This is a genomic window from Aeromicrobium duanguangcaii, from assembly GCF_024508295.1.
Lineage (GTDB): Bacteria > Actinomycetota > Actinomycetes > Propionibacteriales > Nocardioidaceae > Aeromicrobium > Aeromicrobium duanguangcaii.
Window position 1 is genome coordinate 1,809,826 of the sequence record NZ_CP101990.1, and the last position, 14,086, is coordinate 1,823,911.

At 71.4% G+C, this 14,086-nt stretch carries 14 protein-coding genes; 4 read left to right on the forward strand and 10 right to left on the reverse strand.

Annotated elements, in window-relative coordinates; all coding sequences use genetic code 11:
- Window positions 1-20 precede the first annotated feature (20 nt).
- From NP095_RS08965 to NP095_RS08985, 5 genes are all read right to left on the reverse strand, one after another.
- A complete protein-coding gene (locus NP095_RS08965; RefSeq protein WP_256765959.1) occupies window positions 21-527 on the reverse strand; it encodes a flavin reductase in 507 nt (168 codons plus the stop codon).
- Window positions 528-621: 94 nt separating this feature from the next.
- Window positions 622-3,411, reverse strand: coding sequence for an aconitate hydratase AcnA (gene acnA, locus NP095_RS08970; protein WP_256765960.1), 2,790 nt, complete (start codon window positions 3,409-3,411; stop codon window positions 622-624).
- A 141-nt stretch (window positions 3,412-3,552) separates the two neighbouring features.
- Complete coding sequence (locus tag NP095_RS08975) at window positions 3,553-6,069, reverse strand: SCO7613 C-terminal domain-containing membrane protein (RefSeq protein ID WP_256765961.1); 2,517 nt, start codon at window positions 6,067-6,069, stop codon at window positions 3,553-3,555.
- A gap of 22 nt (window positions 6,070-6,091) precedes the next feature.
- Entirely contained in the window at window positions 6,092-7,297 is a 1,206-nt protein-coding gene (locus tag NP095_RS08980; protein ID WP_256765962.1) for a class I SAM-dependent RNA methyltransferase, read from the reverse strand.
- Window positions 7,290-9,242, reverse strand: coding sequence for an APC family permease (locus NP095_RS08985; RefSeq protein ID WP_306173292.1), 1,953 nt, complete (start codon window positions 9,240-9,242; stop codon window positions 7,290-7,292). Before NP095_RS08985 ends, NP095_RS08980 begins: the two co-directional genes overlap by 8 nt.
- Before the next feature lie 105 nt (window positions 9,243-9,347).
- Here NP095_RS08985 and NP095_RS08990 point away from each other — a divergent pair, with 105 nt between their 5' ends.
- Both NP095_RS08990 and NP095_RS08995 read left to right on the forward strand, forming a co-directional pair.
- Complete coding sequence (locus NP095_RS08990; RefSeq protein ID WP_256765964.1) at window positions 9,348-10,013, forward strand: potassium channel family protein; 666 nt, start codon at window positions 9,348-9,350, stop codon at window positions 10,011-10,013.
- A complete protein-coding gene (locus tag NP095_RS08995; protein WP_249378293.1) occupies window positions 10,013-10,678 on the forward strand; it encodes a potassium channel family protein in 666 nt (221 codons plus the stop codon). Before NP095_RS08990 ends, NP095_RS08995 begins: the two co-directional genes overlap by 1 nt.
- Before the next feature lies 1 nt (window position 10,679).
- On the opposite strand, the gene NP095_RS09000 is transcribed toward NP095_RS08995, so the two are convergent.
- Genes NP095_RS09000 through dut form a run of 4 tightly spaced genes read right to left on the reverse strand, consistent with a single transcriptional unit; the run spans window position 10,680 to window position 12,819 of the window.
- Window positions 10,680-11,360, reverse strand: coding sequence for a DUF3159 domain-containing protein (locus tag NP095_RS09000; protein WP_249378294.1), 681 nt, complete (start codon window positions 11,358-11,360; stop codon window positions 10,680-10,682).
- Window positions 11,357-11,710 (reverse strand): OB-fold nucleic acid binding domain-containing protein, encoded by a 354-nt coding sequence (locus NP095_RS09005; protein WP_249378295.1) that lies wholly within the window; start codon window positions 11,708-11,710, stop codon window positions 11,357-11,359. The genes NP095_RS09000 and NP095_RS09005 overlap by 4 nt, the downstream gene beginning before the upstream one ends.
- 6 nt (window positions 11,711-11,716) lie before the next feature.
- The gene (locus tag NP095_RS09010) at window positions 11,717-12,349 is read right to left on the reverse strand and encodes a DUF3710 domain-containing protein (RefSeq protein WP_249378296.1); all 633 of its coding nucleotides are present in this window, start codon (window positions 12,347-12,349) and stop codon (window positions 11,717-11,719) included.
- Window positions 12,349-12,819 carry a dUTP diphosphatase gene (gene dut, locus NP095_RS09015; protein ID WP_249378297.1) on the reverse strand — a complete coding sequence of 157 codons (471 nt, stop codon included), beginning with the start codon at window positions 12,817-12,819 and terminating at the stop codon, window positions 12,349-12,351. Before dut ends, NP095_RS09010 begins: the two co-directional genes overlap by 1 nt.
- Before the next feature lie 46 nt (window positions 12,820-12,865).
- Here dut and NP095_RS09020 point away from each other — a divergent pair, with 46 nt between their 5' ends.
- Window positions 12,866-13,375 carry a DUF3093 domain-containing protein gene (locus NP095_RS09020; RefSeq protein ID WP_256765965.1) on the forward strand — a complete coding sequence of 170 codons (510 nt, stop codon included), beginning with the start codon at window positions 12,866-12,868 and terminating at the stop codon, window positions 13,373-13,375.
- Entirely contained in the window at window positions 13,344-13,712 is a 369-nt protein-coding gene (locus NP095_RS09025) for a DUF4235 domain-containing protein (RefSeq protein WP_249378299.1), read from the forward strand. Before NP095_RS09020 ends, NP095_RS09025 begins: the two co-directional genes overlap by 32 nt.
- 62 nt (window positions 13,713-13,774) lie before the next feature.
- Here NP095_RS09025 and NP095_RS09030 read toward each other — a convergent pair whose 3' ends face one another.
- A complete protein-coding gene (locus tag NP095_RS09030; protein WP_249378300.1) occupies window positions 13,775-14,074 on the reverse strand; it encodes a DUF4193 domain-containing protein in 300 nt (99 codons plus the stop codon).
- Window positions 14,075-14,086 lie beyond the last annotated feature (12 nt).

Here is a 14,086-nt window from a genome sequence, read left to right on the forward strand (position 1 = left end):
CGCCCGGTCCGGCGGCCGGGTCACCCGAGATCGTGGAAGCGTCCACGGGCATGGGCGACGCCCGTCGCGGACTCCACGTCGACCTCCTCGACCACCCCGGTGACGCGCAGCGACCAGCCGACCTCGGTCACGGCGTCCACGGTGGCGCCCCACCACGACCGGCCGTCCAGCCTCGGGCCCCACGGGGACTGCACCCACTCCCCCACGGTGAACATGCCGCCGGGGGCCGGGGCGAGGCCGGCGAACACCTCGGCCAGGTAGTCGTCGCCGGGCCGCAGGACACTGACCGCCACGCGGGAGCCGACCTCGACCGACTCCCCCAACGTCGCGTCCGGGTCGACGAACGCCTCGAAGCGGGCGGGTTCGCCGTCGACCAGCACGATCGCCGACACGGTCAGCCCGGCCCGGGCACGTCCGGCCCCGGTCGTCACGACCGTGACCGGCGCGGGCAACCGCCCGCGCAGGCGCCGGAAGGCGTCCTTGTCGCGGTCCGGCGGCACGAAGGGGTGCTCAGAGTGGATCGTCACGAACCCATCCCATCATCGAACGTCGTCCAGCGGGCACGCGAAAGGCGCGCCCCCTCCACCGATCCGGTGACGGGGACGCGCCTTCGGCTCACACTCAGTCCAGCAGCGAGCGCAGCACGTACGGCATGATGCCGCCGTTGCGGTAGTAGTTCGCCTCACCGGGGGTGTCGATCCGGACGACGGCGTCGAACTCGACGTCGTCGGCCTTGACCTTGACGGTGCGCGGCGTGCGGCCCTCGTTGAGCTCCGTGACGCCGGTGACCGTGAAGGTCTCCTCGCCGGTCAGGCCCAGCGACTCGGCGTTCTGGCCCTCGGGGAACTGCAGGGGCAGGACGCCCATGCCGATGAGGTTCGAGCGGTGGATCCGCTCGTACGACTCGGCGATGACGACCTTGACGCCCAGTAGCGCGGTGCCCTTGGCGGCCCAGTCACGCGACGAGCCCGAGCCGTACTCCTTGCCCGCCAGGACGACCAGCGGGGTGCCGGCGGCCTGGTAGTTCTCGGAGGCCTCGAAGACCGTGGTGACCTCGCCGTCGGCCGAGAAGTCGCGGGTGAAGCCACCCTCGGTCCCGGGCGCGATCTGGTTGCGCAGGCGGATGTTCGCGAACGTGCCGCGGATCATCACCTCGTGGTTGCCGCGGCGCGAGCCCAGGGAGTTGAAGTCGCGCGGCTGCACGCCCTTCTCCATGAGGTACTTGCCGGCCGGGCTGTCCTTCTTGATCGCGCCGGCGGGGCTGATGTGGTCGGTCGTGACCGAGTCGCCCAGCTTCAGCAGGACGCGCGCGCCCGCGATGTCGGTGACCGGGTCGGGCTCGAGGCCCATGCCCTCGAAGTACGGCGCCTTGCGGACGTACGTGGAGTCCTCGTCCCAGGCGAACGTGTCGCCCTCGGGCGTCGGCAGGTTCTGCCAGCGCTCGTCACCGGCGAAGACGTCGGCGTACTCACGGCTGAAGGTGTCGGAGTCGATCGACGACGCGATGACGTCCTCGACCTCGCTCGGCGTCGGCCAGATGTCCTTCATGTAGACGTCGTTGCCGTCGGCGTCCTGGCCCAGCGGATCGTTGAACAGGTCGACGTCCATCGACCCGGCCAGCGCGTACGCGATGACCAGCGGCGGGGACGCGAGGTAGTTCATCTTGATGTCGGGGTTGATGCGGCCCTCGAAGTTGCGGTTGCCCGAGAGCACGGCGGTGACGGCCAGGTCACCCTCGTTCACGGCGGCGCTGACCTCGGGGATCAGCGGGCCCGAGTTGCCGATGCAGGTCGTGCAGCCGTAGCCGACGAGGTTGAAGCCGAGCTTGTCGAGGTAGACGTTCAGACCCGACTTCTCGTAGTAGTCGGTGACGACCTTCGAACCGGGGGCCAGCGTGGTCTTGACCCACGGCTTGCGCTGCAGGCCCTTCTCGACGGCCTTCTTCGCCAGCAGGCCGGCGCCGATCATGACCGACGGGTTCGACGTGTTGGTGCACGACGTGATCGCCGCGATCGTCACGGCGCCGTGGTCGACCTCGAAGGTCGTGCCGTCCTCGAGCGTGACGGTCTGGGGGTTGCGAACCCGCTCGCCGGGCGCACCCGTGGCGTGCTCGCTGGGGCCCTCGCCGCCGTTCGCGAAGGTCGACGTCTTGGGCGGGTCGGACGCCGGGAAGGAGTCCTCGACCGCCTCGTCGTAGCCGTTGAGCTGCTGCTCGTCGTGGTCGACGTAGTCGCGCAGCGAGGACCGGAACGCGGTCTTGCTCTCGGTCAGCGCGATGCGGTCCTGCGGACGCTTCGGGCCGGCGATCGACGGGACGACGTCACCGAGGTCCAGCTCGAGGTACTCGCTGTAGCGGGCCTCGTGCTCGGGGTCGTGCCACAGGCCCTGGGCCTTGGCGTAGGCCTCGACGAGGGCGATCTCCTCGGCGCTGCGGCCGGTGAGCTCGAGGTACTTCGTGGTCTCGGCGTCGATCGGGAAGACGGCGATCGTCGAGCCGTACTCGGGGCTCATGTTGCCGATCGTGGCGCGGTTGGCCAGCGGGACGGCGCCGACGCCCGAGCCGTAGAACTCGACGAACTTGCCGACGACGCCGTGCTCGCGCAGCATCTCGGTGATCGTGAGGACCAAGTCGGTCGCGGTGGCGCCCTGCGGCAGCTCGCCGGACAGCTTGAAGCCGACGACGCGCGGGATCAGCATGCTGATCGGCTGGCCGAGCATCGCGGCCTCGGCCTCGATGCCGCCGACGCCCCAGCCCACGACGCCCAGGCCGTTGACCATGGTGGTGTGCGAGTCGGTGCCGACGCAGGAGTCGGGGTACGCGACGCCGTCACGGGTGAAGACGGTGCGCGCGAGCTTCTCGATGTTGACCTGGTGCACGATGCCGGTGCCCGGGGGGACGACGCGGAAGTCGCTGAAGGCGCCCTGGCCCCAGCGCAGGAACTTGTAGCGCTCGCCGTTGCGCTCGTACTCGATCTCGACGTTGCGCTCGAACGCCTCGGGCGTGCCGAAGACGTCGGCGATCACGGAGTGGTCGATGACCATCTCGGCGGGCGCGAGGGGGTTGATCTTGGAGGGGTCGCCGCCCAGGTCGGCCATCGCCTCACGCATCGTGGCGAGATCGACGACACAGGGGACGCCGGTGAAGTCCTGCATGATCACGCGGGCGGGCGTGAACTGGATCTCCTTGCTCGGGTCCGCCTTCGGGTCCCAGGAGGCCAGGGCCTTGATGTCGTCCGCCGTGATGTCGGCGCCGTCCTCGGTGCGCAGCAGCGCCTCGAGCAGGATCTTGAGACTGAACGGCAGGGAGGCGACGTCGAGTCCCTCGCCCTGAACCGCATCCAGTCGGTAGTAGTCGTAGGACGTGTCTCCGACCGCCAGGGAATCCTTCGCCTGGAATGTGTCGACGCTCATGGGCTTCTCCTTCACTGGTGTTCCCATCCTGCCTTCGCGCGGCATCTCGTGCCGGATCAGGATGACCTAAGACGCACCATTTATCTTGATGTCAAGATACACGATATCAACCGATTCCGGGCGGCGCCGCTCAGGCGAGCCTCACCGGAGCGCGGCCAGCCGTGCGACGAGCGCCCGACCCTCGGCGACGCGCTTCTCCCAGGTCGTGCCCACGACGAGCAGGACCAGTCCCGCGATCGCGATGAGGATCCATCGCTGCAGGGCCAGTGCCGTGGGCCCGACGTTGGCCAGGACCAGCACGAGGACCACCGCGGAGCCCGCCACGACGGGCGCGCCCCACCGCAGCATGACGCCGGCGGCGAGGAAGCCCGCCGCCACGAGCGCGAGCAGTCCGGCCCGCACGCTCGTCGGGTCCGCGAGGGCCTGCGGCAGCGACGGCAGCAGCGCCAGGGTCAGGCCCGGGACCAGCACGGACCAGGTCCGGCTGCCGGAGTCCTCACGCAGACGCCACACGCCGGCCGCGAGGACCGCGACCGCGAACGGGGCCGTGTACGCCTCGACCGTGCCGACCTCGCTGGCGGCCAGCCGGGTCACCCACGCCCCGCCCACGAGACCGGCCGCGACCCATCGCAGGTACGTGCGGTCGTCGTCCAGCAGGCCGACCACGGCGGCGGCGACGGCGCCGATCGTGAACAGCAGGGCGACCGTGGCGAGGCCGTCCGCCGAGACGACGGCGACGACCAGCGCGAACGCCGCGACGACCTCCACGGCGATGCGGTGCCAGGGCAGCTCGTCCAGGGCGAGGGCCAGCAGCAGCGCCGCGGCCGCGCAGCCCGCGATGATCGTGCTCCACCAGCCGGGGTCGGTGTCGGAGAGGTTCAGGACGAGGCCGATCGTCGCGATCACGGCGGCGGTGGCGAGCCCGAGGGAGACGGCGGACGTTCCTCGTCTCGTCTCGACCGGGTCGTCGAAGCCGGCCAGGGCGCACAGGCCGAACCCTGCGGCGACCAGTCCCCACGTCCACGCGGTGACCGAGGAGTCACCGGGGACGACCACCGCGGCCATCGCGACCACGACGGGCGGGACGACCGCGAACCAGGCGGGGGCGCGCCGCAGACCGAAGGCGAGAGCCGCGCCCACGACCACGAGCGCGATCGCGTGCACCAGGAACGGGAGCGACGACGAGGCGACCGCCGTGACGATGCCCGCTCCCCCGGCGACGAGCGCCACGGGCAGCCGCAGCTCGTCGGGGACGAACCGCGGCGCCGGCCAGCGGCCCATCGCCCACCAGACGACCAGGAGGGCCGCGACGACCGCCAGGACCTTCCAGTCCTCGCGCACGGAGATGTCGACGGGGCGCGCCCAGACGTCGGCGGGCGTCAGATAGCGGTCCGCGACGTCGATCCGCTCGAGGTTCATCAGCGCGACCGCACCGGCCCACAGCAGCAGCGCGGACCCCGTGACGAGCGTGCCCCAGCGCACGCCGAGCGACCACGCGTCGGGACGCACGACGGCAACGGCCAGAACGGCCACGACCACGGCGACGACCGCGATGCTGCCGGGCACGTCGGCACGCCAGGCCCAACCGGACGCCGCGACCCCGACCAGGAACAGCAGTCCGACGGTCGCCGCGCCCACGAGCCACGGCCGCAGGGCGAGCACGAGCACGCCACCGACGAGCGCAGCGACGATCAGCGTGAAGGTCGGCAACGCCTCACCGAAGGTCAGCACCGGGCTGCCGGACTGGGCGTGGATGACCGCCAACACCACTGCGAAGACCCCGAGGCACAGGGTGAGGAAGCCGGCACCCCACGTGGCCCAGGGCATCCGCAGGCGGACACCGAGCACGGTGACGACGAGCGGAACGGCGAGCGCGGCCACCGCGCTCCAGAACCACGTGTCCTGGTCCCCCAGGTCGATCAGCCGGTCCATCAGCGCGGGGGCGCTGACCCACGGGGCCAGACCGGCCGCGATCTGCGGCATGACCAGCTCGTGGCCGAACTCCGCACGGGCCCACCGCACGAGCGCCACGGCGGTGCCCACGACGCCGGCGGTCCACACCAGCGAGACCACCGCGAAGTCACCCCACTCCAGGCCGAACAGTCCCTGGCCGACCGCGGCGAGGACGTCGACGGTGATCAGTCCGAGGAAGACCGACCAGAGCGACTCGGCCGTCCCGAACAGGCGACGTCGGGTCGCCCACCAGGCGCAGGCGCCCGCGATGGCCGTCACGACGAGCAGGATCAGGGCGCGGCCGAGGATCCCGAGGACGCCCCACGCGACGGTCGTGAAGATGATGCCGGCGACGACCAGGCAGACCGCGCCGAGGCCGAGCAGGATCGAGCCGGTCGACCACGAGTGCTGCGCGGCGGTCGGCACGGCGGGCCGGTACGCGCCGGGGGCCACGGGATTCGCGGGGGCCGCGGAGGTCGCGTTGGTCGCGGCGGCCGCAACCGCCGGTCGCGGCTCAGGATCGGGGCGCGGCGCGCGCGACTGGAGCGCACGCCCGTGCTCCACCAGGCCGTCCGCCTGGACGAACAGCCCCCAGAGCTGCTGGGCCTCGCGCGAGGTCAGGTCGAAGGCACAGTGCGGACAGGAGATTCCCCCCGAGATCGCGCCCCGGCAGGCCGGACACGCGTGGGGATCGGCGTACTTCACGGGGGTGACTCAACCGGACCCGTCAGTCGCGCGCAAGCGACGCGACGCACTCGACGTGGTGCGTCATCGGGAACAGCGCGAACCCGCGCAGCGAGTCGAGCCGATAGCCGAGCTTCGCGAAGGTCGCCAGGTCGCGGGCCAGGGCGGCGGGATCGCAGGCGACGTAGACGATGCGCCGGGGCTCCAGCGCGGCGATGGCCGCCACGGCATCCTTCGCTCCCGTGCGCGGCGGATCGAGGACGACGACGTCGGCGCGTGCGCCCAGCGTGCCCCGAGCCAGGGCCCGCTCGACCGGCGCGTGCACCGTCGAGGCGTTCGACAGGTCGGCGAGGTTCTCGCGGGCATCGGCCGACGCGCGCCGGTTCCCCTCGACGCTGACCAGCTCGCCGGGAGCGCACGCGGGCGCCAGGAACGCCGAGAACAGTCCGGCCCCGGCGTACAGGTCGAGGACGCGATCGCCGGGGCGGACGTCCGCGGCGGCCGTGACGGCGTCGACCAGGGTCGTGGCCGCGTCCGGGTGGACCTGCCAGAAGCCCGAGCCGCTGACGCGGAAGTCCCGGCCGTGGACGCGCTCGACGAGGGTCCCGGTGCCGGCGCGGACCGTGCCGTCCGAGGCGACGACACCGTCGACCTCGGCCTCGAGCCGGTCGCCGATGGTCGCGTCGGTCGCCAGCAGGCGCTGGCCCGTGGACGACACGATGGCCTCGACCCGCGGCTCGTCCCAGGTCTGCTCGGTGACGTCGGGCAGGTCGGGGTGCGCGATCGGGCACGACGGGATCGGCAGCACGTCGTGACTGCGATGGCGGCGCAGCCCGGCCATGCCGTTCTCGGCGACCGACCACACCACGCGGGTGCGCCAGTCCAGCAGCGGGCCCACAGCCTCGACCCGCCCTGACCACTTCAGGCCGGCGAGCCGCTGCAGCTGCTCGCGCACCACATCGGTGAGGAGCGTCAGCTGGCCCTCGGCCGAGACGTGCTGGAAGTCGCAGCCGCCGCACAGCCCCGGTCCGGACAGCGGGCAAGGACGCTCGACCCGGTCCGGCGACGGCTCCAGCACGCGGATGGCGTCGGCGCGCAGGAACTTGCGCGAGCGCTCGGTCACGTGGATCTGGACGACCTCGCCGGGCAGCGCATGGCGCACGAACACGACCTGGCCGTCGAGGCGCGCCACGCAGTGGCCGCCGTGCGCCACCGGTCCGACCTCGACCACGGGATCCGTCTCAGCCACCGCTCCGCCCTCCGATTCCACGACGCACGTCACCGGGGGTCGGCCGTGCATGGTCCTTCTTCACTCGCTTCGCCGAGGCCAGCTGGTACGGCACGCTGACGACCAGCACCCCCGGCAGGAACAGCAGCCGGGCCTTGAGCCGCAGCGCCGTCTGGTTGTGCAGGAGCTGCTCCCACCACCGGCCGACGACGTACTCCGGGATGTAGATCGTCACGATGTCGCGCGGATTCTGCGTGCGCTTGGTCTTGACGTACCTGACGATCGGCCGCACGACCTCGCGGTACGGCGAGTCGAGCACCTTCAACGGTATCGGCACCCTCAACTCGTCCCACCGGCGCGCGAGCTCGGCGCTGTCGTCCGGGTCGAGGTTGACCGAGACGGCCTCCAGCGAGCTGGGGCGGCCGAGCCGGGCGTAGGCGATCGCCCGCATCGTCGGCTTGTGCAGCTTGCTGACCAGCACGATGCCGTGCACCCGGGCGGGCAGCGCGACGTCGTTCTCGTCGACGGCGAGCTCGAGGGCCACGCGGTCGTAGTGACGCGAGATCCCGCGCATGACGAGGAACACCGCCACCATCGCCAGGATCGCGATCCACGCGCCGGCGAGGAACTTCGTGACCAGGACGATCACGAGCACCGTGGCGGTCATCGCGAGGCCGAACGCGTTCACTCCGCGCGACCGGTGCATCCGGCCGCGTGCCGCCGCGTCGGTCTCCTCGGCGAGCAGCCGGGTCCAGTGCCGGATCATCCCCAGCTGGCTCAGGGTGAACGACACGAAGACGCCGACGATGTACAGCTGGATCAGCTTCGTGACCTCCGCGTCGAACGCCACGATCAGCACCCCGGCCGCCGCCGCGAGGGTCACGATGCCGTTGCTGAACGCCAGCCGGTCACCGCGCGTGTGCAGCTGACGCGGCAGGAACCCGTCGCGCGCGAGGATCGACGCGAGGACGGGAAAGCCGTTGAAGGCGGTGTTCGCGGCCAGCACGAGGATGACGCCGGTGCACGCGATGACGAAGTAGAACAGCGGGGGCACGCCCTGGAACAGCGCCGCGGCGAGCTGGCCGATGACCGTCTCCTGGACGTAGCCCTCGCCGACGGGCCGGCCGTCCAGCAGCAGCTGGTGCGCCGGGTCCTCGACGTAGCGCAGGTCCATCAGGTCGGCCAGCACGATGATGCTCATCAGCATCACGATCGAGATCGTGCCGAGCAGCAGCAGCGTCGTCGCCGCGTTGCGGCTCTTGGGCTTGCGGAACGCCGGCACGCCGTTGCTGATCGCCTCGACACCGGTCAGGGCCGCGCAGCCCGAGGAGAAGGCCCGGGCGAGCAGGTAGGCCATCGCCACGCCGGAGATCGCTCCGGCGAACGGGTCCTCGGCGGCGATGTCGTACTTCGCGCTCTCGACCTGCGGGAGCGTGCCCATCGCGTACTGCGTGTAACCCCAGATCGCCATCAACGCGATCGAGGCCATGAACAGGTACGTGGGAATCGCGAAGGCCCGGCCGGACTCCTTCGCTCCGCGCAGGTTCACCGCGGTCAGCAGGACGACCAGCCCGACCGCGGCCGCCGCCTCGTGCCCCTTGAGGAAGGGCAGCGCCGCCGCGGCGTTCTGCACGCCCGAGGAGATCGACACCGCGACCGTCAGGACGTAGTCGACCATCAGCGCGCTCGCGACCGTGAGCCCGGCGTTGCGGCCCAGGTTCACGGTGGCGACCTCGTAGTCGCCGCCGCCGCTGGGGTAGGCGTGCACGTTCTGGCGATAGGACGCCACGACCGTCAGCATCACGACCACGACCGCGATCCCGATCTGCCAGTTGAACGCGTACGCCGACAGTCCGCCCATCGACAGCGTCAGGAAGATCTCGTCCGGCGCGTACGCCACGGACGACAGCGCATCGCTGGCGAAGACGGGCAGCGCGACCCGCTTGGGCAGCAGGGTCTCGCCCATCTGGGAGGTGCGCAGCTTCTGTCCGATGAGCGCGCGCTTGAGCGCGCCGGTCAATCCCACGGAACCGATGCTAGACCGGTTCTGGATCGGTGTAGCGTCGCCGGTGTGCACATCGTGATCATGGGGTGCGGACGCGTCGGATCGTCGCTGGCCCGCAGCCTGGAGTCCCGGGGACATTCGACCGCCGTGATCGACTCCAACCCCGATGCCTTCCGACGTCTCGGACCGGCCTTCGCGGGCCTCACCGTGGCCGGCATGGGCTTCGACCGGGGCGTCCTGGTCAACGCCGGGATCGAGACCGCCGACGCCTTCGCGGCCGTGTCCAGCGGCGACAACTCCAACATCATCGCCGCCCGCGTGGCCCGCGAGATGTTCACCGTCGAGAACGTCGTCGCCCGGATCTACGACCCCCGGCGCGCCGAGGTCTACGAACGCCTCGGCATCCCCACGGTCGCCACGGTGCCGTGGGCCGCCGACCAGGTCCTGCGCCGGCTGCTGCCGGCCGGCTCCGAGCCGGCCTGGCGCGATCCGTCGGGCCAGCTGCGACTCGACAACGCCTACGCCCCGTTCGCGTGGGTGGGCCGCACCGTGGCTGCGCTCGAGGCCGAGACCGGGGTGCGGGTCGGGTTCATCACCCGGCTGGGCCGCGGCGAGCAGATCACCGCCGACACCGTCATCCAGGAGGGCGACTACCTGAGCATGTTCCTGGTGGCCGCCCGGGCCGACGAAGCTCTCGAGTCGCTGGCCGCGGGACCCCAGGAGGACCACTGATGCGCGTCGCGATCGCCGGAGCGGGGGCCGTCGGCCGCTCCGTGGCCCAGGAGCTGCTCGACCACGGCCACACCGTGCTGCTCATCGACAAGTCCGCGAGCGCCATCCGCAGCGATCTCGTGCCCGGCGCCCAGTGGCTGCTGGCCGACGCCTGCGAGATGTCCACGCTGGAGGAGGCCCAGTTGCAGACGTGCGACGTCGTGATCGCGGCCACCGGCGACGACAAGGCCAACCTCGTCACCTCGCTGCTGGCCAAGACCGAGTTCACGGTTCCGCGCACCGTCGCCCGTGTCAGCAACCCCAGCAACGAGTGGCTCTACGGCGAGTCCTGGGGCGTGGACGTGGCGGTCTCGACGCCGCGCATCATGGCCGCGCTGGTCGAGGAGGCGGTCGCCGTGGGCGATCTCGTGCGCCTGTTCACGTTCCGCCAGAGCAACATCAACCTGGTCGAGCTGACGGTCCCGGACGAGTCGGCGCACGTGGGCCGGCGCCTGGGCGACATCGCGTGGCCCGAGGGGGCCACGCCCGTCGCGATCCTGCGCAACCAGGAGTCGCTGCCGCCCGAGGACGACCGCACCGTCGAGGCCGGGGACGAGCTGCTGTTCGTCACCTCGCCCGACGCCGAGGCCGCGCTGTCGGCCCTGCTGGCACCGCCGAAGGACTGACTCAGGCCTGCTCCGGCTCGTCGACGTCACCCAGGTCGGTGACCGGCGTGCTGTTGCGACTCAGCAGCCAGACCATCGCGGCCAGGGTCGCGATCTGCAACGGCCAGCCCATGACGATCTTCGACGTGCCCAGCCAGCCGATCTGGTCGGCGGCGTAGAGCGGGTACTGCACGACGACCCGCAGGATGCACGGCAGCGCGAAGATCAGGGTCAGGCGGTTGCACAGCCGCCGCATCCCCGGATCGCGGCGCCAGCGGCTCAGGTCGCCGACCAGCGCGCCGATCATGACGCCGATCGCCGGCCAGCCGATCACGACGGTGGCGATCAGGACGACGGCGTACCCGGCGTTGTAGATGATGCCGGGCAGGAACACGTCGCGGGCCTCTCCCGTGCGGGAGGCGAACAGCGCGGCGATGCCGATGCCCACGAGGGCGTTGATGACGAACTGGGGGTTTGACCGCTGGACGATCCGCGCGATCAGCAGCACGGCGGTGAGGCTCGAGGCGATGATGAGGCTGAGCGTCAGCTCGCGGGTGGTGAGGTAACAGACCGTGAACGCGATGGTCGGGACGGCGGCCTCGATGATGCCGCGCGCTCCCCCGAACGCCTCGGCCAGGCGCTGGCGCACGACCTGTTCGACGGTCGCGGCGCTGACGTCAGGTCGCTCCGCGGGATCGGTCACGGGTCCAGCCGATACGCGGGGTTGTACATGACTCGCTCCTGTCCTCGGTGACCGATCCGCCCGCTGGCGGTCAGGGAACGACCGGCGGCGATGCCCTCGATGCGACGCCGGCCCAGCCAGATCAGCGTGACCGTGCCCGTGCCGTCGTACAGGGTGGCCTCGAGGGCCGTGGCGTCGTCGACCGGGCGCAGCGTGACGTCGTGGAGCACGCCGTGCACGTCGGCGCGCTCACGCGTCGGCGCGTCCTGGATCGCCGAGCAGCCCGCGGCGATGGTCCGGACGCGGAGCTCGGCGTCGTCCTGGTGCTCGAGCGAGAAGCGATCGAGCCACCGCGACACCACGCCTGCCATGGCCGTCTACTCCTCGGGGATCCGCTGGGCGTCCGGCGGCAGCTGCAGCGGCAGCGACTCGCGCAGGATGCGGGGCTCTTCGCCGCGACGGACCCGCAGGTCGCGCAGGATCTCCATGAAGACGCCCTCGTCCGTGGACTCGAGGCCGGCCGCGCCCAGGATCGTGGCGCGCACGACCCAGCGAGGACCCTCGATGCCGATGAAGCGGGCCGGCTGGATCGCGTCGTTGCCCTCGGTGTCCTTGGCGGGGAACTGGGCCAGCACCTCGGTGCCGAACGGTCCCTCGACCTCCTCGAAGCTGCCGCCGCGCTTGTCGACCTCGTCGCGCAGCTCGGCGCGGACGCCGTCCCACGTGCCACCGCTGCGCGCGCCCGCGAAGGGGCGCAGCTCGACGGCCGAGCCGCCCGAGGTGACCAGGACGGCCGTGACGACGTCGTCCTCGGTGGGCAGCTGGACCTCGATGTCGCCGCGCATCTTGATCAGCAGGGCGCCGAGGTCGACGTACTCGTCAGGGTTCTCGAGCGGGCGCTCGACGATGTCGAACGGCCCGTCGGCCCGCGGACCGGTGACCTCGACGCGCTCGACCGGCGCGGAGGCCGACCCGGAGTCGGTCGCCCCGGACTTCTTGCGACCAAACATCACAGACTTCCTTCCGTTGTCGCCTCGATGGAGGCGTGACCACCCGAGGAACCGTACCCGCCTGCACCCCGCACGGAGTCGGACAGTGTGTCGACCTCGACGAACCGGACCCGCTCGACCCGTTGGACCACCAGCTGCGCGATCCGGTCGCCGCGGCGAATCTGCACGGGCTCGCGCAGATCGTGGTTGATCAGCAGCACCTTGACCTCGCCACGGTAACCCGCATCGATGGTGCCCGGCGTGTTGACGACGGAGAGACCGTGGCGCAGGGCCAGTCCCGACCGCGGGTGGATGAACCCCGCGAACCCCTCGGGCAGGGCGATCGCCACACCGGTCGGGACGAGCGCTCGCTCGCCCGGCTCCAGTGTGAGGTCGACGTTCGCGACCAGGTCGGCCCCGGCATCGGCGGGGTGGGCGTACGCGGGAAGGGGGACGTCGGCGTCGAGCCGTCGGATCTGCACCTCGGTCACGGTGGCGACGATACTGGCGTGCACCCCCATCGGGCACAGTGGAGTCGTGGAAACGAACCCCCCGCGTCACTCCGAACGACTCGTCGCATCCGGCCTCTGGTGGGGCATCGTCGCCCTGGCCGCCGTCATCGTGGCGTGGCTGCTGCTGGTCGCGACCAGCCCGGCCATCGCCGCGACCGCCGGGCTGGCGACGCTCGTCGTCCTGGGCGCGGGGCTGTGGCGCTGGGGCGCCCTGCGCGTCGTCGCCGAGCCGGGCCGGTTCCGCGCCGGCGACGCGAGCCTCGACGGTCCCCACCTGGGCAGGGTCGAGGCACTCGACCCCACCGCGTGGCGTGCCGCGCTCGATCGCGCCGGCACCGACCGCGCCTTCCTGCTGACGCGTCCCTGGATCGATCGCGGCGTCCGCGTCGAGGTCGCCGACCCGGCCGATCCGACGCCCTACTGGCTCGTGTCGACCCGACGTCCCGCCACGGTGGAGCGCGTCGTGGGTCACACTGGTCCTGCCCCCGATGAAAGGACCAGCGATGGCCAGGAAGCGCGCGAAGAAGAAGGCTGACGCCGCCACGACCTCGGTCGCCGAGGCGAAGATCTCCAAGAACCGCGGCCGTGGCGCCTGGCGAGCCCTGGACGCCGGCTCCGGCCTCCTCGCGGCGTCGCTGGCGCCCCGGGTCTCGAACCTCGCCTGGCGAGCCGCCACCGGGCGCAAGCCCCCGCGCAACACCCGCAACCCCGAGCTCAGCACCACGGAGGCCGTCGCGTGGGCGGCCGTGGGCGGGGCGACCGTGCAGGTCGTGCGCACCCTGGTGCGGCGCAGCGCCGCCAACTACTGGGTGCGATCCACCGGCGGTCTGCCGCCGGGCATGAAGTCCCTCAAGGACGCCACGGACCGCTGAAAGACAACGACGCCCGGTCCCCCGCAGAGCGGCTGGGACCGGACGTCAGGTGGCTGCAGACGTCAGTCGGCGCAGTCCTTGCAGATCGGCATGCCGTTCTTCTCGCTCGCCATCTGGCTGCGATGGTGAACCAGGAAGCAGGACATGCAGGTGAACTCATCGGACTGCTTCGGCACGACCTTGACGGCCAGCTCCTCGTGCGAGAGGTCGGCGCCGGGCAGCTCGAAGGACTCGGCCGCCTCGACCTCGTCCTCGTCGACCTTGCCCGAGTTCTTCTCGTGGCGACGCGCCTTCAGTTCCTCGATGCTGTCCTCGGACTGCTCTTCGTCTGTCTTGCGCGGCGCATCGTAATCGGTTGCCATCAACTCTCCATG

Coding starts and splice junctions, on each gene's coding strand:
- NP095_RS08985 (WP_306173292.1), bottom strand. CDS start 9,242: ATGGGCGAGACCCTGCTGCCCAAGCGGGTCGCGCTGCCCGTCTTCGCC.
- NP095_RS09030 (WP_249378300.1), bottom strand. CDS start 14,074: ATGGCAACCGATTACGATGCGCCGCGCAAGACAGACGAAGAGCAGTCC.
- acnA (WP_256765960.1), bottom strand. CDS start 3,411: ATGAGCGTCGACACATTCCAGGCGAAGGATTCCCTGGCGGTCGGAGAC.
- NP095_RS09025 (WP_249378299.1), top strand. CDS start 13,344: ATGGCCAGGAAGCGCGCGAAGAAGAAGGCTGACGCCGCCACGACCTCG.
- NP095_RS09005 (WP_249378295.1), bottom strand. CDS start 11,710: ATGGCAGGCGTGGTGTCGCGGTGGCTCGATCGCTTCTCGCTCGAGCAC.
- NP095_RS08995 (WP_249378293.1), top strand. CDS start 10,013: ATGCGCGTCGCGATCGCCGGAGCGGGGGCCGTCGGCCGCTCCGTGGCC.
- NP095_RS09010 (WP_249378296.1), bottom strand. CDS start 12,349: ATGTTTGGTCGCAAGAAGTCCGGGGCGACCGACTCCGGGTCGGCCTCC.